The 20,766-nt window shown below is 40.9% G+C and carries 12 protein-coding genes and 1 rRNA gene; 6 read left to right on the top strand and 7 right to left on the bottom strand.

Annotated features, from left to right (window positions below):
- Nucleotides 1-18: 18 nt before the first annotated feature.
- The 4 genes from rrf (at nt 19) to ACE1CD_RS15390 (ending at nt 2,754) form a co-directional block, all read left to right on the top strand.
- A 5S ribosomal RNA gene (gene rrf, locus ACE1CD_RS15375) occupies nt 19-136 on the top strand.
- 631 nt (nt 137-767) lie between these two features.
- The gene (locus ACE1CD_RS15380; RefSeq protein ID WP_374825228.1) at nt 768-2,105 is read left to right on the top strand and encodes a hypothetical protein; all 1,338 of its coding nucleotides are present in this window, start codon (nt 768-770) and stop codon (nt 2,103-2,105) included.
- A 41-nt stretch (nt 2,106-2,146) separates the two neighbouring features.
- The gene (locus ACE1CD_RS15385) at nt 2,147-2,293 is read left to right on the top strand and encodes a hypothetical protein (protein ID WP_374792521.1); all 147 of its coding nucleotides are present in this window, start codon (nt 2,147-2,149) and stop codon (nt 2,291-2,293) included.
- Between the two features lie 26 nt (nt 2,294-2,319).
- Entirely contained in the window at nt 2,320-2,754 is a 435-nt protein-coding gene (locus ACE1CD_RS15390) for a hypothetical protein (protein ID WP_374792523.1), read from the top strand.
- 21 nt (nt 2,755-2,775) lie between these two features.
- Here the strand turns inward: ACE1CD_RS15390 and ACE1CD_RS15395 are convergent, their stop codons facing one another.
- Nucleotides 2,776-3,303 (bottom strand): peptidase C15, encoded by a 528-nt coding sequence (locus ACE1CD_RS15395; protein WP_374792526.1) that lies wholly within the window; start codon nt 3,301-3,303, stop codon nt 2,776-2,778.
- 51 nt (nt 3,304-3,354) lie between these two features.
- Here ACE1CD_RS15395 and hisH point away from each other — a divergent pair, with 51 nt between their 5' ends.
- On the top strand, nt 3,355-3,990 hold the full coding sequence (gene hisH / locus ACE1CD_RS15400) for an imidazole glycerol phosphate synthase subunit HisH (protein WP_374825230.1): 636 nt from the start codon (nt 3,355-3,357) through the stop codon (nt 3,988-3,990).
- A gap of 119 nt (nt 3,991-4,109) precedes the next feature.
- Here the strand turns inward: hisH and ACE1CD_RS15405 are convergent, their stop codons facing one another.
- Entirely contained in the window at nt 4,110-4,430 is a 321-nt protein-coding gene (locus tag ACE1CD_RS15405) for a LysM peptidoglycan-binding domain-containing protein (protein WP_374792530.1), read from the bottom strand.
- Nucleotides 4,431-4,528: 98 nt separating this feature from the next.
- Between ACE1CD_RS15405 and rsmD the strand changes: the two genes are divergently transcribed.
- The gene (gene rsmD, locus ACE1CD_RS15410) at nt 4,529-5,083 is read left to right on the top strand and encodes a 16S rRNA (guanine(966)-N(2))-methyltransferase RsmD (RefSeq protein ID WP_374825233.1); all 555 of its coding nucleotides are present in this window, start codon (nt 4,529-4,531) and stop codon (nt 5,081-5,083) included.
- 208 nt (nt 5,084-5,291) lie between these two features.
- Here rsmD and ACE1CD_RS15415 read toward each other — a convergent pair whose 3' ends face one another.
- The 5 genes from ACE1CD_RS15415 to psbA form a co-directional block, all read right to left on the bottom strand.
- Nucleotides 5,292-7,217: a hypothetical protein gene (locus tag ACE1CD_RS15415; protein ID WP_374825235.1), complete on the bottom strand. Its 1,926-nt coding sequence runs from the start codon at nt 7,215-7,217 to the stop codon at nt 5,292-5,294.
- Between the two features lie 103 nt (nt 7,218-7,320).
- Nucleotides 7,321-10,722 (bottom strand): DUF6603 domain-containing protein, encoded by a 3,402-nt coding sequence (locus tag ACE1CD_RS15420; protein WP_374825237.1) that lies wholly within the window; start codon nt 10,720-10,722, stop codon nt 7,321-7,323.
- Nucleotides 10,723-10,994: 272 nt separating this feature from the next.
- Nucleotides 10,995-17,018, bottom strand: a complete 6,024-nt coding sequence (locus ACE1CD_RS15425; protein ID WP_374825239.1) for a hypothetical protein — start codon at nt 17,016-17,018, stop codon at nt 10,995-10,997.
- A 656-nt stretch (nt 17,019-17,674) separates the two neighbouring features.
- On the bottom strand, nt 17,675-19,372 hold the full coding sequence (locus ACE1CD_RS15430; protein WP_374792540.1) for a hypothetical protein: 1,698 nt from the start codon (nt 19,370-19,372) through the stop codon (nt 17,675-17,677).
- A gap of 170 nt (nt 19,373-19,542) precedes the next feature.
- Nucleotides 19,543-20,625, bottom strand: a complete 1,083-nt coding sequence (psbA, locus tag ACE1CD_RS15435; RefSeq protein ID WP_374825241.1) for a photosystem II q(b) protein — start codon at nt 20,623-20,625, stop codon at nt 19,543-19,545.
- Nucleotides 20,626-20,766: the final 141 nt, after the last annotated feature.

The following is a 20,766-nucleotide window of genomic DNA, read 5'->3' on the forward strand; positions in this document are numbered from 1 at the left end:
GTGAGTTTTGACTTCATTCCTGGTGCTGCTGGCGCGGTGGAACCACACCGACTCCATCCCGAACTCGGAGGTGAAACGCTGCTGCGGCGAAGATACTTGGTGGGTCACTGCCTGGGAAAATAGCTCGGTGCCAGGTTAATAATAAAATCAAAAGCTCTCTTCTATGATAAGGAAGAGGGCTTTTGATATATTTGTAATTCAGTCAACGTTTGCGCTTTGTGGGATGGAACGGAAGCCAATGGAAGAGGGCGGGCAAGATGGTTATGAAATCAGCGGGGTCTACTTGAAATGCGATCGCACTTTTGATGCGACAAATGCTAGTTATTTTTACTAATTTACTTTTAACTTCCCAAAAAAGTTTTTTGTGCCATTCGGGGAGTTGAACGATCATTGGGTATATTTGTACTTATTAAATACGCAGTAGCTATGACGATCGCAACTGTTGTTTTAGTTCACGGCATTGGATTTTGGGGTGCAAAAATATTACCTTTGCGCTGCCGTTTGCGAAAATGCGGCCAGATAAGTCTGCACGTTCTTAGAAACGGGCGATTTCCTCAAATAAATCTACCCAAAGGTGGTAGAAAAAATCATCATATATGCTAAAAATTTGAAAGGCTGGCGAAATCAGCGGATTTGTACGCACGATCGCTTTGTCTTTACATCAATACAATTGGATAAGCACCAGAAAAGAAACGAGATTTCTTTGTGAAACAGGGTTTCTGGAGTCATAATTCAAAATACAATAATTTTTACGGAGAGGTAAACTTGTGGATGCCATATTAGATCGATCGCGTCAACTTAAACAAGATTTAATTGATTTTGTCCTTGACGCTGAAGGGGAATTGGCAGTTGCGCTGGAGTCTTACTTTGCCGCCAATGCAAAATCTCAAAATAATCGCTATGATGCGGCTTTCGAGAAAAAGCTGCTAATTGATAGTTTTTTGTGTGAGGGGAAAGTCGGAGATAAGACGCCGCTGGATTTGTTTTTGGAAAGTCAACCAGAATTATCTGAAAACGATCGCACTCTCATCAACAACTGGCGACGTAGTTTTCTTGGGTTATTTGCAGTTAATCAAATTTTACTAGATGGCTTTGAGTTAATGAATTGGCTTACAGCCAAACATTATATAGTGAAGCCAAATGATACTCGCACACAAGCGGAAATGGCTTCTTTTAAACAAGGTGAAATTTTACTGACCCGCATTTCTCCTGTTACAGATAGCTACTGGATGTTTTCTGGGCCTTGTTTGCCAATGGGTAATTTAGGCAAACCGAAATTGGCAGTAGCAATTGGTAACTTTAAGCAAAATCATAAAAAACATCTTTACAGCGATGCGCCAGATTTGCTTGAGCAGGCGTGGCAGTCTGTCGAGCAATATCACCAGGATTTTCTTGATTTTTTTGGCAGCAATGAAGTCACGATACCTGGGTATCAGCTTAACAAAAAGCTAACTGAATTTCAAGAAGTAATAACTAAACGACGACTGGCAGAAGCAGGTATTGATGAATCTAAATCCCTGGAAGAGATAGCTGATGAAGCTGGCATTTCACAAGCAGAAATTAAAGCTGCCGCAGAAGAAGCGGGGGCTGACTCAAAAACAGTTGCTCAGCTATTTGGCAGCAAGGAAAACAGCAAAATGATAACGCCTAAAGTTGAGTTACCTGACAATTTGAAAAAAGCCGAACTGGTGACTGTTCTGGCTCATCCTCGTTGGGGACAAATGTTGCTACCAACCTACACTAAGTTCAAGCAAATTCTGGAAGCAGAAGACTGGAAAAGCATTCCTAATGCAGAGAAATTGGTTCGTTACTATTTGGAAGAAGTTACAATTAATGCGTTCGTGTGGCATCATTTTGCTCAACAGTATCCACACCAGTTAGAAAAGGTATTGCAAACAATTTTGGGTCGTCCTAATTTTAACTTGGCAAGCGATTTAGATTCTTTGCTTAAGGAATTTAATAAACCGCTGGAGCCTGAGTTACCAGAAATTGCTAGTGTCCCTTTACATTTGCACAATCTGTTTGAAGAAGCCGTAGCGGAAGTGAATAAATCGAATTCAAAGTCTAAGGTTAAAAAGAAAGAAGGGAAGGGTTTTGGGAGGTAAAAGTTTTTAACGCCGAGGGATGGAGTAGGAGAGAAGCATTTGTGCAGACAGAGTACGATCGCACCGTCGAGAGATTGGCAAAAATGTTTCTTTCTTATGGTAGATGTAGGTTGAGTATGAGCAATAATTCGATATTTTTGAGCGGATTATCCACTATTGCCGCTTGCGAGTTTGAGGGATTAGATTAGAAAAGATAAATTCCCCGAATATGGCCATGAAAAAGGACAGGGACGACTCAGTTAAAGCGGAAGAAAATCTGGAAACTCATTCCTTATTTCCAAGTGGGGAGTGGGAAGGCTTTTACACCCATGAATTTGGCCCATACGCCCGTCAGCACATGATGTCTTTTACCCTTACTTTTAAAAAGGGAAGCGTTAGGGGTAGCGGTATTGACGATGTTAACCGCTTTACTTGGCGGGGAAATTACGATAAGGAAAAACTGCGCTGTTGGATGAATAAAGGTTATCCCTCTCATACTGTTTTCTACGACGGTTATGTTGACCAAAACGGCATTTGGGGTACTTGGGTAATTCCTCCCTACTACCAGGGCGGTTTTCATATTTGGCCTAAAAAGCTCGGCGAAAATATCTCTGTTTCCGATCAGGAAGAAGTTCCAAAAGCTGTTATTAAGGAAGTGGTTACAGTTTAAGTAAGGCGTATCGATCCATTTTCAAATTGCTAACCTGTTGATAATTTCTGACAAATCTGCCTTGATATCAGATAAATTATCTGGGGTTAGAATAGGAACGTGAACGAAAACACAACGGCTGTTAAGTTGGCGATCGCGCAGATATTTCAAGGCAGAATAATAAAGTCCTTCACAGACAAATTTACCAGCTTCGTGGCTAATTTCGGTTACCTTTAAATCTGAAATTAATTTAGGAACATCAACCCAATTTTCGATGAGATGATTATCGAAGCTGGCATTAGATTCTACGGTGAGTTTTGGGCGTTTTTCTGCCATACCGCAGCAGATAATAATATCGGGTTGAATTAAGTCTATTTGCGCGATCGCACGACTGCTTGCCTTCTCTACATCTACTGGTAAATGCCTTAAAAAAGTTAAAGAATGCGATGTATTAGGACGAGGATTATCTTCTGCACTTTTGGCAATCTCTATCAATAAATTATCGGATGAATTAGACTTTTGATGGGGTAGCCAAGTAGTAAAAGATGTCAGCAGGATTTTTTTAGACATAGACAAGTAAAATAAAGACAGCGATCGGCACTCAATAAGGGGAGGGGTCAAATGTCAGTTATCGCTATTGTGGATTATGACATGGGGAATCTGCACTCCGTCTGCAAAGGGTTGGAAAAAGCGGGTGCAACTCCTAAGATAACGGATTCACCAGCAGATATCGCGCAGGCGGATGCAGTTGTGTTACCGGGGGTGGGATCTTTTGACCCGGCTGTGCAACAATTGCGATCGCGTGACTTAGTACAACCCATCAAAGACGCCATTGCTTCCGGGAAACCCTTCTTAGGCATTTGTCTGGGTCTGCAAATTTTATTCGATCGTAGCGAAGAAGGCAAAGAACCAGGCTTAAGCATTATTCCCGGTGTGGTACGACGGTTTCGCAGCGAACCCGGACTGACTATACCGCATATGGGTTGGAATCAACTGGAGATTACCCAAGCAAACGCCCCGATATGGCAAAATTTATCATCTCAGCCTTGGGTTTATTTTGTCCACTCCTACTACGTCGATCCAGTTGACCCCAAAGTCTGCGCCGCTAGTGTAACTCACGGTACTCAAACCGTAACAGCTGCGATCGCACGCGATAACCTAATGGCAGTTCAATTTCACCCCGAAAAATCTTCCTCCACCGGACTGCAAATTCTCTCTAATTTTGTGGCGCAAGTACAAACTCCGGTTCTCGCGTAGCGGAAACAGCAGGAGTAAAAATATGTTTCTTTTTAGCAAATATCAACTCCTGCTAATAATTTTTTCCTCAAGTAAAGAAACCGGGTTTCCGATCATCCCGCGAATAGTTGACCGACACGCTAACCGGGAATTACAAGTAGCTGTCCGGGAATAATTTTCTTAGGGTCGTTCCCAATTAGATCGCGATTTGCCTTATAAATTCGCGGCCAATCAAAGGGATTTCCGTAGTAACTTTTGGCTATTCGCGCCAGGGTGTCACCAGTTTGGACAGTGTACAAGTCGGGAATGAGGAGTTGTCGATCTGGTACGATCGCGTTAGGGTTAGGCCCTATTACATTGCGATTGGCATCGTAAATTGGTTTCCAATTGCGAGTTCCGTAGAACATCTCGGCTATATCTGCCAGAGTTTCACCTTTTTTGACAATGTATGTCTGAGTCATAACTCTCTCCCGATCGATTTGCTATGTGCTGACCAATAAAATATTTAACCTTAGTGCGAGTTAGGCAGCAAATATTAATATTGTTTTCCTTTTTTACTATGAGTTTGAGAATCTACGGCAATCGTCTACTGAAAACCTTACCGGGTCAAGCCACCCGACCTACTTTAGCACGGGTGCGGGAGGCAGTATTTAATATTTGGCAGGGAACAATAGAAGGCTGTCGCTGGCTGGATTTGTGCGCGGGTAGTGGTTCTATGGGTGCGGAGGCTTTGTGTCGAGGTGCCAGTTACGTGGTGGGAATTGAAAAATCCAGTCGCGCTTGTTCGATTATCCAACAAAACTGGCAACAGGTAGCACAAGGCGGACAAACTTTTGAGGTATTGCGAGGAGATGTTGTGCAGCGATTGAAAAACCTGTCAGGAGAAAAGTTCGATCGCATTTATTTCGACCCCCCTTATGCTAGCGATTTGTATGATTCGGTAATAGAGGCGATCGCCCAATATCAACTATTAGATGAAGACGGCGAACTTGCAGTAGAACACAGTCCAGATCGCAGCCTAAATGACGGCATTTTATCTGTCAAAATTTGCCGCCAAAAAGTTTATGGAAATACAGCTTTGACATTTTATATGCCGAGCGGTTATATCTATTAAATGCCATCTTATTTTTATATCCATCAGCCACATTTTTAATCAACAATCTAAATTTAGATTATGTTTGTTGATAATGTCGCTAAAAGTAAATTATTAATCTTTCGTAAAAATTTCCCTTGTCTGTAAAACTTCAGGGGGTGCGCCTACGGCGAACAACCCCAACAGAAGTTTGAGGCTAAAGCTAAAATAAGCAAAAAAGATCGAAAAGTCACTCGTTAATTACAAACCTGACTTTTTGCACTCCCTCAATCATTTGTAAAGCAAATTGACCGGAAGTAAATTCACCGATATCTGGTAACTTTTCTTTGATTTTTGTCGCTAATCCTTCTAAATTTATCACCTCTTTTTCTTCATTATTCCAAGGAATCGGTGAAATCGAAAGTTGAGTCCCTTCTCCATTAATATTTCTTAAATTTTTTGTCCATACAGAAGAATCCGTTTCCTTTGCATCTAAGCCAAAGTGCATCCCTTCTGGTTGCAGGTGAATATCAACGGTTTTGACTTCTCCTTCAAACAAACAAATTAACACATCTTTGGCTAATTTTTCCATCCGTAATAGGGGTAAAAGGTTGGCTTCACTTGGGTCAATAGAATCTAAATCTGCGACGGCTTTATCATAACCATCAATCAGTAAATTAGGCCACCCAGAAACAACTTGCGATCGCATGACAATCCCAGTAATTTTCTGCTCTATCCCGCGAGTAAAACCACGACGAGTTGAACGAATTTTTCGATCTTCTTCTACACTGTTTTCAGTAACTCGACCAATGCTAAAAGCACCATCTTGTAAACAGTCTACCCATAAAGAATCTACCCAAAAGAAACGGATTGATTCTATGGGGAGTAACCGTTCGTCGGGAACTAAATAATTAAAGGGGATTCCCTGCAATAACTCTAATCCTTTAAACCATTTTTCTATTTTCTCTGGGATTGGTTTTTCTTCTCGAATTTGCCGAGATCGCAAAGGTAAATTATTAATCACATTATCTTCTAATTGTTTGAGACTTTGGGCGTTTTCTCGTTTCCAATTAAATAATTCAATAGCTAATCCTTGATTTTGTAGAGTCAACATTCGCCCTAATTGCCAAGCAGCAGAGTATGAAGTATCAAAGAGTCCTAAACCAGAATCATAACGCAATAATTCATCCGATGCTTTGACAGGAAAATTGTATGTTTCTGAGTTAAACCCTCCAATTAAAGGACTGCGATACCAAGAAATCGTCTGACTTCCCTGTCTTAGAGAATGAGGTAAGGGAATGTAACCCATTGCTAAGAATTTTTCTGCTTCTTGATGCTCAGTTTGAGGAAGTCTGGGGAAACTAGGATTACGGTTGAGTTTCTGAACTAATTTGGTAAAACTTTGATCGGGATCGACACAAGCAAAACTCCAACTTGCTAAACTAACTAAGCGGATTAAATCCTCATCTCCTGCCCCCATATCATCAAAATTGTTTTCATCTGGATAACGTCCTTCTATAGATACTAAATGGACTGTACTGATACCATTAGGTTCTGGGAGACGATTACAAATAATTGTGGCAAATTCATCCCCAGAAAAATTACGAGTTGCGTCTTCTAATTGGCGAACGTGAGCAAGATAAGCTAGATCTGCTTTGGTAGGTAAAATATCTTTTAGATATTTCTTTTTAACATCAATTACGGTAACTTGTTCTGTGTCTTTTTGTCCGACTTCAAGCGCCATCGTGGGAAACTTAATGTTAGGTTCGTCTGTAATTAATTGTTCAAGAGTAATACTTGTTGGTTTGGGTCGATCGGACTCACTTTCAAAGTCTGTTTCTCGGAATAAAAGTAAAACTAACCAAGGCAAATTTTCATCATTTGTGCCTGGGTAACGTTCCCAAGGAAGGGTACTCCGTTTAACCGTAATATGAGGGAGTACATTAGAATGTTCTCCTAAGCTATCGGATGGGGGAAAAACGGCATAAATATCTTCAGGAGAGAGAGGCCCAAAACGTTCTCCCGTGACGGCAAAAGTAAGTTCGCGGGAGAACTTTTGTGAGGGAATTTTATCTTTACTTGCAATAGTTTGCTCAATTTCAATCTTGTATTCTCCACTTTCTAGAGGCGGTTGATGAAACTGAATAAATTTAACTGTTCCGGTGTTAGTAGACATGAAACTGACTCCTTATTAATTGGTGATTTTGATGGCAATGGTGAAATGTGGGAGAAGATTTCAGTCTGTGACTGTAGTTGAAAACTTTCCCACATTTAGGGTTTTATTTAACTTGGGGAGCAAAAACAAAACTATCAGCGATCGCACTATCAATTTGTACCTGACTCGGATCAAATCCTAATGCTTGCAATAACGCATCCCGTTGCGAGTTAGTTGTGATAGTTTCCCGAATGCGATCGCGTTTTTGTGGTTCCTCCGTATAACTGGGATTGGCAACAAATTCCTCTAAAGTTTGCCAACTATAACTATTATCAATGAGTGAGGTTTCATTCTGTAAATGTTCAACCCCGATCGTGTTGCTTTCACCCGCTTTAGGCGACTCGGCAGGAATAATACGGAAACCAGAAAAAACGCCATTTTCAAATTGCTGTCCATTCACTTCAGGCAATTTTAAACGCCCTTTATCCGTCAGATTTGGGTTTCCCCAAATTCCAGTAGGCGCTGCTTTTGTGACAGGTGCAAAGCTAAACTTGCCTTTAGCATCTTCAGAATTTCCACCTTTACTAATTGTGACCTTATGAGTTGTCTCTAAATCATCACTATTAATACCCATCGGATTAATAGCAAAACCTGTATTAGTGGAGATGGATTGCTCGTCATCCCAAGTAAAGGCTTTTTTAGCAGGAATAAAGCTATCTGTAACCAATTCCAAAGTTGTAGGATTGATAATCCAGATTTCCTCTTCCCCTCTCATTAATTGCTTAACCAATCCCTTACTAGCAGCAATGCTACAAATTTCTGTAGCTTCAGGTAAGAATGAAGATTTGAACTCATCCCAAGCAATAGGAAGTGGATCGCGAGAACCTTGATCGCCAAATTTAACTGTAGCTGAAGCGATCCAAAGATCGATTTTAGCTTTGCCTCCCAGTTCCGGTCCCCAGAGATGTAATTCAACTCGGACACTAACACTAATACAACCAATTCCGCCGCTAATTTTAATCCGAGCGCTAATATCATAATAGTAAGGTTTCCAACAGATCAGGAAGTCAGCCCCCACTTCAAAAGAAGCATGAACTTTACCACTCTTATAACTAAACTTGAGCGCTCCTCCTGCCATTACTGCATGAGAACAAAGGGCAAAATAGCCTTCTCCAGTAATCGAAGTATGGCTATCCAACTGCCAATTAAAACCTAAACGGGGTACAGTGGGATAATGAGTAGGAACCTTAAAACTCGGATGATAGCCGCCTAAAGTAATGACAAAATCTCCTTCATGTTCCCCAGCAAACCAGAAAGCAGCAGCAAAACCCCCGGTTAAATGACATTTTTGCGACAGAATATAGGAATTTGGTGTAAGTTCTGCCTGAACTAAAAGCAGTCCTTCTGCAAGACTAAACCGTGCTTGTAGGGCTAATTGTACTACCGCTACTGGGTCGATGTTAGAAGAAGTTGATGGCGGAACTACTAATGTAGAAATCCCAATTAAATTGAGTTCAAAGTTATTTTCACTGAGCGCTAGAGTTAACAGAGCAAAGCTATCGAGTAATTTATAAGTAGTAAATTTTATCCCAATAGCCAAGAAACCTGCGTCAAGAGAAATGGGAATATATGTACTTAAACTCTCGATTTGTTCATTAATAATCTCTCCCGGATCTCCGCTCAGGTCGCCCACACCACTAAGCGCTTGGGCTACTAAAGGAAATTCAGTAATTTCGCCCAAGGGAGGTACAATCAAGTCACGGTTGTAGCCAAAACCTCCCGCCAATCCAGTCACAAATATCTCTGGAGGGCCACCCAAAGGATAATCTACAGCAAGATACAGGAATAAGGAAGGTTCATCATTAACATAGGCATAAGCGCCCACAGCAGATAAAGAAAGGGATTTTTGTTTTCCACCACTGCCTTTGGTTTGCATTCCCAGTGTTACCATTCCTAAGTATTCTTCATAGTCTTCTCTTTCTTTGCGGAGGAATGCACCCGCAATATTTAAGCTGTTCTTTTCGTAAGTTAAACCAAAGCCATCGAGATTAAAATTAGGGCTAAAATTGCTGAGGGGAGTGCTGATAGAAAGTCCATTCAGAACTAAAGAAAAATCAGATACTTGGACGATAAATTGAGGAGTGAGATGAATTTCTCCTGTTTTGTAAATCAGTCCGACTTTTTCTAAGTGAATTGTCCCAAAAGATTTTTGCACCGTTAACCATGCACCGTTATCAGCAATCGTAATGGGGGTATCTTCTTCCGGTGTGGTAGTTCTAGGGGAAGCAACCAGTCGAAATTCTCCACTGGGAGCTAAACGATTACCAGTATTACTGGTTACAGTCCGCGATATTATTGGAAATGCTTCACTTTGGGCTAAACTACGACTACCAGGATTCCAGGTTTCAGTATGTGGCTTTAAGGAAAATTCTTCTGTTTGGGCTAAAGTACCAGACTGCATCCCCAATTTGCCTTTTAGCCATTTTAAAAGGCTCTGCAATTTTTGGCATATTGTTGCTGTGAGTGATGATTTGACAACAATGGGCTGCTCCGAAGTAGGACTAGCAATAGGATTTTGTAATGGAATTTGTCCACTTGGAGCTAAACTAAGACCTGGGGGAGCAGGATTGGGATTAAAGCCACCACTGCGGCGTTTTAATGGTACTAACCAAGCTCTGAGATATCCTCCAATATTAAAATAGGCGGCAATACTTGCGCCTCGGTAAAGGGTATTGACGCTAGAACTTGGGGGTTGAATTTTAATTTCCGATCCTATTTCTTGCAGAAAACCGTTGATGGTTTTTAGCTCTTTTTGGTCTAAACTTTGTAAAGAGAGTAATAACTCAATCGTAAACTGACTGGCAGAAATATCAGGAGGTAACTGATTAGAAATTAGAGGAATTTCACCAAAGGCTATATCGCTATTAAAGCCAATGCCAAAGAGCATTTTTTTCTTAGCAGGTGTAGCAGAGGCATCAGGAACTTTAATAACAAATAACAAGTTTTGATTCAGGTTAAATCCGTCTAATAATTCCTCTGGAACTAAGTTTCCTAATCCTGGCGAAATTTGACTGAATAATGCAGCTAACTTTACATTACCTATATCTTGTTCTTCTTGAATATTCAATTGTCCTACAATTAATTTTGTAGTTTTATTGTTTTCGGTTTTTGTTTGATATTGTATATCAAAAATAAGATTAGTTGTATCGGAAGTAGGGATGGTGATTTGACCACCATATACAGCTTTATATATTTGACCCTCTCTTGTAACATCAATAAGAAGTGTTCCACTTAGTTCTTGAGTAGTTTCTCCATCTTCATCGTGGTCAACTGCTATGGTTACTCCCAACTCAAAGGCATAGTTTTCACCATCAATATCCACAGTTGCTTCATCAAGGGTAAAGATATCAATTGAGGTTAAACTAACATCATCCGCTAGACCTAATCCTGATTCTGAGCCGACTAATTTAATAAACAGCTCCATTGTTGTACAAGCTTCTACTGCTTCTACAGTGATCTTTGACATGGTTTTTAATCCTAAAAATGGTTAAGGTTTGAACGGTGAAAAAGTAGAAAAAGTAGGGTGTGTTAGCGGTAGCGTAACGCACCATTTTCCTGACTCAAGGTGGTGCGTTACGGCGTACTTGTTATTTGATGACTGGAAGTTTTCTTAAAATACGCGACTAAGGCACCCCACTAGACTGAAGAGATTTTAAGTTTAAAAGAGTATTATGTCTTCATAATGAAACACAAGGCATAATAGGGAGGCAAATGTTTTGATAATTGCCTCCTACTTACTTACTGAATTACTGTTAATTTCATCTTAAAATTCTCGTGAATACCATTATTATATTTGCAAAATTGTATACTACGATCCATATCTCCATCACCAGCTTTAGCGCCATAATTGTCAAGATAGTAACCCTTCTCAGATTGAATCACTACTTTCAACTCACCAGCCGCTAGTTTTTTTAGTATTTTTACCTCATTTTCTGTTAAGGTAGTATTTCTGATGATCAAATCTCCGTTAATTTTGGCTTGTCCATTAACATCTAACTTAGCCGAAGGAGAAACAGTACCAATACCGACATTACCATCTTTATTAATCACCATCTGGAATTCGCCGCCACCTGTATTTAATTCTTGATCATTATGACCACCACCTTTATACCAAGCAAAGTTGCCATCTGTTCGGAAATAGACTGTAGAAGTTTGTATGCCAATTCCATGAGTAGTATTCCATAAGTTGATCATCTGTCTTTTGGTAGAGCCAAAATTTAGAGCGCCTGTTAAACTGGCATTGCCACTGACATCTAACTCAGTACCTTTAATCTTGCCATTGACATCTAACTTAACTGAAGGAGAAGCATTACCAATACCGACATTCCCATTGTCTTTAATCACCATCTGTACTGTGCCTCCACCTGGATTGAATTCGGCATCATTATGACTACCACCTTTATACCAAGCAAAGTTTATAGCTGACCGGAAATATTGTGTACGATTTTGTACGCCAATTCCATATTCTTGTCGATATAAATTGAGCATCTGTCTTATCTGTGCGCCAAAATTCAGATTACCTGTGAAATTGGCATCGCTACTGACATTTAACTGACCACCTTGAATATTGCCACTGACATCTAATTCACTACCTTGAATCTTTCCATCTACCTCTAACTCAGTTGCTGGATTAGTTTTACCAATTCCCACCTTTTTATCATCAAAAACTAAAGGCGCTTTTTCAATTTGACAAGTAAATTGCCCATCTTTATAACCAGGAAGATACTGATAGCGTAGATAGAGATTCGCTTCCCCTGTTGGATGTGCTGTCACAATACCACTTAAACTAATTAACATAGTCTCCTGTGCTGCTAAAACCACATCAGCAGTTTTGGGTGCAAAAGTCCACTGTAATGCCTTAACTGCGTCGCCTACTTTTATCTCGCCTTTGTCCTTTTGCACCCATTTATTTTCATCAATTGAGATACCAACTCCATTAACTTGATCTACTGTTCCTAGTGCCCAAGGTGTATCCTCTAAAGTTCCCACTTCCAAAACCACTACCAATTGAGAACATTGAGCGATGTCACTATCATAGTGAAAAGTAATATTAGACTCCTCACCATTCGGGAGATTAGTATTAGTAATCCGTAGCTGTAGATTGCTGACTCCATCGTTCACATTGAGAACTTTATTAGAACCAACAAAACCAACAAACAGAGGGATAGTAGATTTTCCAGTTGCTTTAATCATTGTTAGTTCCAGGGTAGTTGTTTTTTCGTATTCGTCATTTTGTCCGGGGAGTTTAACGCTGATCACATCGCTACCTCCCTTCTTAAATTCCCAACTAATAGTGACATTAGTTGTAGTTGTCCTCACCGCAGATTCAGCCGCCACTCCGATTAAGATGACTTCTGTGGCTTCATTTGGTTTAAGAGTAATTTCTCCTTCGCCTTTCCAGAGAAGATAGAGATTATCTGCTTCAGAATTCCCACTAAAACCAATTGACCAATCCTCACTTTCAAGGCTGATATTTTCAGGATTAACCAAGATCCCTGTGTTAAAAGCCAACTGAAAATGGTAATTGTCTGAATTCGCTTCGGTTGCGCCAGAAATAGGATATATGACGATATCTTTTTCGTCTTCGGTGAGGATATTTTTGATCTCAATGCGAAGGGGGGAAACTTCATCAGAATTTCCTATTTGTAAAACTCCGTTGAGTTCTCCTTCCTCTTCGTCTTCATAATACCAGCGAAATTCAAAAGGCTTTTTTGCGACACTTTTCACGATGCTGGAAAAACTTCTCTGGAAAGATTCTGCTGTTCTGGAGGGATTGACTTGCAATCCATCAGCAGCAGGTAACTCAGAATCAGCAGAAGACGACGAGGAAGATTCTTCTGTCTTGGCGCGAGAGAGTTGCAACCAACCTTCATAGAGTTGCTGCGGTTTAGCAAAACTTGCTTGGGGATTAACAGATTTAATTGTTTCTGTTTCTGACCAAGTTTCTCCTTTTAAAAATAGCCAAGACCAAACATATTCGGGGACTTGTGGTAAAGGAAGTGCTATTTCTCCTTGATTGCACAAAATCGGAGTAGAGAGGAAATTAACTTCAATGGACTTTAATGCTTGGCTATAATTTTCTGGTGGAAGACGCAATTCTTGATTAGGCAATATTCCAGAGGTTGCATGAATTAAACCCCTCGGATCGATCAACATTGTCACTCCTTGGGGCGGCGCGTCTACGGTTTGCTCAAAATAGACTAATTCTTCCGCCTCAGTTTGAATGAGATTTTCCTCTACTAGACGACTTTGGGGTGCATAAAAGATATTTCCTTCATATTGATAATCTCCCTCAGTTCCGACAGGAGTTTCTCGCCAATATCCTACCAGTCCATCATTGAGTTGTTGATAGTCTCCTAAACGAATGGGGAATTTAACTTCTGTAAACCCATAAGTTGCCGGGGTTTGATCTATGCTTTCGACTTTAACTGTAGGATCGCAACCGGGTAAACCTTTGACTTCTAAACTAAATGTTGCCCTCACTAAAGCAATCGGTCTTCCCACCAATAAAGCTAAACTAGAATGTTCCCTGAAACTTTCGGGATCGATGGTTTCCAAAGAATTGTTTAAGGTAGAAATAAACTGTTTTTGAAAGTCGTTCCCTTGGTCTAAAAGATAGTGAACCATCTTTTCTAGATGCACATTCGGCAAGGTAGGACGATCGTTTCCATCGCGAGAAACCTCAACTCCTGGTGCTGTTCGCCAATTTCCAGCAGTATCCAATAAGCCTAATGCTTTGCCTTGATGATCGTAAATTGCCAAGGTATTATCAAGGTTATTGGGAACAATCCAACCGCAAACGGGAGTCCGCGCCGGAACAGTGGTCATTTGTACTTCCTGTAGTGCATCTGCCGCTAACCAGTGGAAATTAATCCGCGCTGACTGGGCTAAACGAGGCGGCAAAAGCACTTGATATTGAGTATCAGAGGGGGGAGTCATTTCGGAAGTGGTGACAATCTGAGTGTTTCCGGGATTGTCAAAAGAAATGACTTCTTTATGTTGTCCAAAACTATCAATTAACCACAGTTGTTTGATGGACATTCCCCCACTGCGGATGGGGTTAAAAATGTCTCCATCGAGAATTTTGTATTGTAAGCTATTTCCCAAAGTCCAACGCACTTGTTCGTGGAAAATTTTTGCTACAGCATCAGTGGAGATGGGATCGTCTATTTCTAACTGTAGGGTTGGTTGAGCCAGCAATAGGGTATCATTAAATCCACTAATTACTTGCGCCTGACATTCAGTGCTTTGCATTTCTCCATAAGCCCACAAAGCGACGAAAATGGGATCTTGAGCTTGTTCTGTTTCAGTGGGGAGAGCATTTTGCTCCTCATACCAAGTTTTAACCGCCTGAAAATTCTGACTTAAGTAATCTGACGTTTGCTTGTCATCAGCAATACTGTTAGCCGCGTAGTAGTCTGGGAGTAATTCTTGTGTTAGATAACTGGTGAGTCTTTCTGTCAATTCGAGGGCTACCGATGGGGTTAAAATGCTAAACCCTGTATAACTATTGGCATTGGCAACAAAATTACTTTCCGCACCTGATTTGAGCTTTAGGTCGATCGCATTGGATTCTAAACTATAGTAATCGAGAATTTGAGCGGGGGAGTAATCTTGCACTTCTCCCGATACCATATTACGACAAGGATAAGCAAAAACTGACCAATGGAAGGCAAACGGATTCCAAGGTTGCTCTTTCCAGGTGCTAAAATTAATGGAGTCTTCCCCTGCTGCTGGTTTAAGTCCTTCAATTAGTTCTTGCAGAACTTGTATATTTTCTATAATTGTTGTCAGATTGAAGTCTAAGGATTGACATTGTAATAGTTTGTCTTCCCTTAATCTACCATCCTGTCCAAAACGAGTTGGGGATTTTGCTGCTTCTCCTGCTAAGAGAATAACTGGATCGTTTGGTCGCCAGTAATTTTGACTGGGAATTTGACTGAGGTTATATTTACTCTCTAAACTGCTGTTATAGGTAGCGATCGCATCTAATAACTGATTCAATTTATTAATCAGATTAAACGCAATTTGAGACTCGGTAGGCGGAATATAAATGGTAAAATTTCCCCCTTCTACCTTCACTGGATAGGTTTGCCCATTGTCTTGTATTTCCCAAGATTCGCCCTCGATAATCGTTGTAACTGTTGGGCGATCAGATAAAGTTACTCCACAGTTAGCAAATTCATTGGATATATCAGCCCAGTTAGTAAAAGTTCCCTCTGTCGCTGCTTGAATTGTATCAACATAGTAGCTGAAATATTCATTCAATTTAGATACAATGCCAAAGGGTAAGATTTTTCCTGTGATTGTATTCTCTGTAAATTCTAATTCTCCTGCTTGTGCGATCGCTCTCCGAAGGGGAATCAGACTGGTTTCATTGATAGTTATGTAAAAATTGCCGTCGTCTTCCCCCTGGTTCTTCATAAAATAGTACCATTGGCTGTACAGATGACGGCGCATGGATTCTATATTCAGCCAAGCTTGATTATATGCTTCTTGCAAAACATTCAATTCATTAAGTAACTGAGCTAAATTTGTTGGGATCGTTACTTTGCTAGCTTGGATATTTCTAGTTCTTGCGGGCTGTTGTTGGGCAATTTCCGGGATAATTGACCAGAGAAAACCTTCATTTTCCGTATTAAATCCCCATTCATGTCGCCCTTCTCGGAATTTGGCATCAATGTCGAGTTTCCGTGACTCTAATTTTTCCGATAGTTGTAAAGCGTTTAACTTGTCTTCTACAGCTTGACGAACTTTTGCATCAGTTTCAGAAAAACTCGCAGCAAGATAGGCAGAAAGGGCTTCTGGGGCGGAATTAGCTACTGCGATCGTTGGTTGAGATAAGCTTTTTACTCGCTCTGTTGCTGAACGACTAGCGCTAGTATTACCAAAGGTAATTCTTCCATGATAAAGGGATTTTTGGGGTAATTCTTCTCCTTCCCCTAGTGCAATCGTCCAATTAAACTCTTCTTGTAAGACTTCGAGTAGTTCTTGGTTTTCACCAGAATGTTCCGCTAAAAACTGCTTTAAACAATCTTGTTCTGCATCAGAATACCAACCGATGACATCGTATTGTAATCCAGTTGGTGGATTATTACTGGGATAATCAGGGTCATAAAAGCCAAAAACACTGTGACAATTGGGATAAAAGGCGGCAAAAGTCGCTTTAACTTCATCAAAAATCGGCACAGTTTCTTTAGTACCAATTGCTGTTAAACTCTTAGCATATTCTTTTGTTTCTGTTTCCGATAACCATTCTGTTAATTCCCAGGTTCCCCCCATATAGCGGTAACGTTGGTATTGATAAGTATTTGCATCACCAGGATCAACATTAACCAGATCTGGGGGTTCTGTGAGAATATTAATGGCATCTGGGGGTGGACTATTATCCCCTGGCGCTAATTCTGGATAAAGATAGTCACTTTCTATAATCCATTGTTTTTGCCCTTTATCTCCCCCTTGACGTAAAATTAGCCAACGGTTAGGAACACGAGGAAAAGTTGTTCCGGTTTCATCATGTTGTCCATTAGTTAAGGCGTCGGGTAAAGACAAATGGAGATGGATGCCTGCTTTAAGGGTAAATTCGTGGTTAAATAAGGGCGCTAGTATCTGTTCACTAAGATTCTCTTGCCCCGTTCCATGAGTATCCCCTTGGTATATATATGGTAATTTACTATAATCGGCCATAGCCCTTAGCGCTGGCTGATTTTCAGCTAAACAGAGGGCATCAAGATGAATGGGAACTAATAGTGCCTGACTCATAATTTCTATTTAATGATAATGACAGGTTTGTCGTCCAAGATAATTGTTTCGGTTGTGTTGAAAAACACACAACCAGGAACAAGCGATCTCAGCTTTAAAGCACAATAACAGAAATTACGCATCTGTCAAAAGAGCTATTGCAAAAGCTCGCAAAACTTAAATTTTCGTAACCTGATATCTTGCACCATTCTCAACAAGACCTGAGAAAGCGGGTTTATTAACGAAAGATCTAGGCTTTTAGGTTCAGCTATTTGCAAGAAACCCGGTTTTGATGCCTGGTGCAAGTCTGAGTAAAGAAACCTGAGACCCAGGATGGATTCGGCTTTCCCGGATATATGATAATAAGTAAAATTTATACCAAATCCGGGATCGAAACCCCCTTTATCCCGAAGAAGGCTGAAGCATTGCGGTAGAAAAACTTTGGGTCAAGGTAATACACTTATCGCGGCAATGCACCCCTACACCCCACACTATAAAGGGCTAAATAACCCGGATTTGGAATTATTTATTGGCTCAAATGCTTGGTGAATAAGGCATTTCTCTAGCCTATTCCCAAAAAACCGGGTTGGCCACCAGAAGTACGTGAAAGCCATAATAATTAATTTTATTTTTCCGACGCACCCTACTTAATCTAACTAGCAATTTGAGTTACTATATTACTGAGTTTGTTGATTGGATGACTGTAAACTCAAACACGGTTCCTGGGCAAAACCCGTATTTCCCTGAACTGTAATATTGCATGAATATTTTATTGTTCCACTGTTATTGCCAATGTTATTCCTAATAATATTCCCCTGACCTCCCAAGTTAGCTTTGGCAACAATGGTTCCAGCCAAAGTATTATTTTCAATAATTACATTTTCCATTGAACTGGAACGATTGTTTGTATTAGCTTCTACATAAATCGAAGCTATATCGCTCACGTTAGACAATACTTTATTATCGCTAATACGCACATTGCGTGTAGAAAGTATCTTGTACAAACCAATATAAGCATTACCTTCATTTTTGACGATCGTTACACCATTAATCTTAGTCCCACCACAACATTCCTGAATTAAAATTCCCTCTCCATCCACGCTGAGATACTGCGTATCCATAACGCGATGCCTGTAAACTTGATAATTATTCCCTTCAATTTGAACATTATATCCAGACCAATCAATAGCGCGATTCTCATATGTAACGGCTCCTCTAGGTTGCTTAGTTCCCGTCGGATCTGTCCACCATTCTTTGTTGGGTCGATCTGATATTTGATTATCTTTAATTACCAAAGCATCGCCAGACGCTTGGATACCTATTCTCATCGTGTGAAATACCCAGTTATCTCGGATAACAATTCCCTTACGAAATAATCCTGGCTCAGTATTAGGGTCTGCTGCTAATGTAAATCCTTGCGGTTTTGAGCGATTAACTACAATTCCATAGTGATTGCCATAGTGGAAGGGAACTTTGCTACCTTCAACATAAGTAATAATTTCGTTTCCTTCTAAAGGTTTAATTTTGTAACCGGGTTGTTCGTAATTGTCAGTAATAGCATCATTAAGGCGATTGTTAGCGACCAAGACATTAGCAAAAGCATTAATGGTGATATTGGCAGCAAAGCGATCGCTATACCGCATCCACGGATCTTGAAAAGACGTATCTGGTACCTGGGGAGAAGGGTCTGCAACATTATTGCTGCGGATACCAAAAATAACAATATTTTGCTTCTTTCCAGTATCAATATTACCCGATAACTTGATTCCCGCTCGATTAATATCTACATTCACAATACCGATATTGCTATCTGATTCCGGTGCAGTTGTAAATATTTTTTTAAAAGCTGTATTGTTAGGTGTACCATTACCAGAAAACGTAGGTTCATATTTGGGGAATAGAAACTTAGTTGGTGGGTTGTATGAATCAGATTTAGCATCTTTTCCCGAAGGGGTATCTCCACGGATAAGCACACCATTTTTCAAGAAAATGCTGTCTGTAAAAGTGTAAGTTCCGGAAGGAAAATAGACTACACCACCGCCATTGGCTGTTGCCACATCGCGAGCGGCATTAAATTGTTCAATAATAGTAGAACCCTTAAAGTCATTAATGTTGTAAACGCAGTTCCATTTAATATTTTCAGTCCACGGATAAGCTTCGGCTCCGTACTTGGCAGCAACAGGATTATTAGTTGGCCCAGCCTTGGGACTGCCGCAAGTTGAGGAAAGATTGACTGCTATAGAACTGGATGAGCGAACAACAGTTTGCTTGGAACTGAATAAATATGTACTTCCACCAAACAGGATCAGTACAAAACCTGCTCCTAAAAGAGATAACAAAAAATATTTCAACAAAGTTTTTCGCGATATTCTCATCGTTCTTAATTTCGATAACCCTTATCAGGGCCGTAACAGCAGTTTACCTAAAACCGTATCTATGGGTTCGACCACCTCTAAGACGAGCGATCGCATCACCCTTTAATCAATTAAAAACCAAAAAGCGCCCCCCTTTGCAGGAGAGCGCTTTTCTTAGCTAAATTTCAAACTTAGCCATTAATAGCAGGAGCAGTCATAGCAACCGGAGCAGAAACACCAGCAGCCAAATCCAGAGGGAAGTTGTGAGCATTGCGCTCGTGCATCACTTCCATACCCAGGTTAGCGCGGTTGATAATATCAGCCCAAGTTCCAATCACGCGACCTTGCGAATCCACAACCGATTGGTTAAAGTTGAAACCGTTGAGGTTGAAAGCCATCGTGCTTACACCCAGAGCGGTGAACCAGATACCAACCACCGGCCATGCACCCAAGAAGAAGTGCAGAGAACGGCTGTTGTTGAACGAAGCATATTGGAAAATCAAACGTCCGAAGTAACCGTGTGCAGCTACGATGTTGTAGGTTTCTTCTTCTTGACCGAACTTGTAGCCATAGTTTTGGCTTTCATTTTCGGTGGTTTCGCGCACCAAAGAAGAAGTTACCAGAGAACCGTGCATCGCGGAGAACAAGCTACCGCCGAACACACCAGCTACACCCAACATATGGAAGGGGTGCATCAGGATGTTATGCTCTGCTTGGAACACGATCATGAAGTTGAATGTTCCAGAGATACCCAGAGGCATACCATCAGAGAAGCTACCTTGACCTAAGGGGTAGATCAAGAATACTGCGCTGGCAGCAGATACAGGAGCGCTGTAAGCTACGCAGATCCAAGGACGCATACCCAAGCGGTAGCTGAGTTCCCACTGACGACCCATGTAGCAGAAGATGCCGATGAGGAAGTGGAAAATCACCAACTGGTAGGGGCCACCGTTGTAGAGCCACTCATCTAAGCTGGCTGCTTCCCAAATCGGGTAGAAGTGCAGACCGATCGCGTTAGAGGAAGGAACAACCGCACCGGAGATGATGTTGTTGCCGTACAACAGAGAGCCTGCTACGGGTTCGCGGATACCATCGATGTCTACTGGTGGTGCCGCGATGAAGGCGATGATGAAGCAGGTAGTGGCGGTTAAGAGGGTGGGGATCATCAGGACGCCGAACCAGCCGATGTAGAGGCGGTTTTCGGTGCTGGTGACCCACTCGCAGAACCGTTCCCAGACGTTAGCGCTGGAGCGCTGTTGAATGGTGGTGGTCATGATTGGATGATTGCTATGTATTTTTCGAGGTTCGAGGTAGTGTTTTCTCTACCTGTTTATAGATTAATCCCTATATTTAGTTTTGTAAAGGGTTTTTGATGTTTGTTTTTATTGGTTACTTTTATGAGTGTTATAAGTTGA

Origin of the sequence: Aerosakkonema sp. BLCC-F183 (assembly GCF_041929145.1) — a bacterium.
Classification (GTDB): Bacteria; Cyanobacteriota; Cyanobacteriia; order Cyanobacteriales; family Aerosakkonemataceae; genus Aerosakkonema.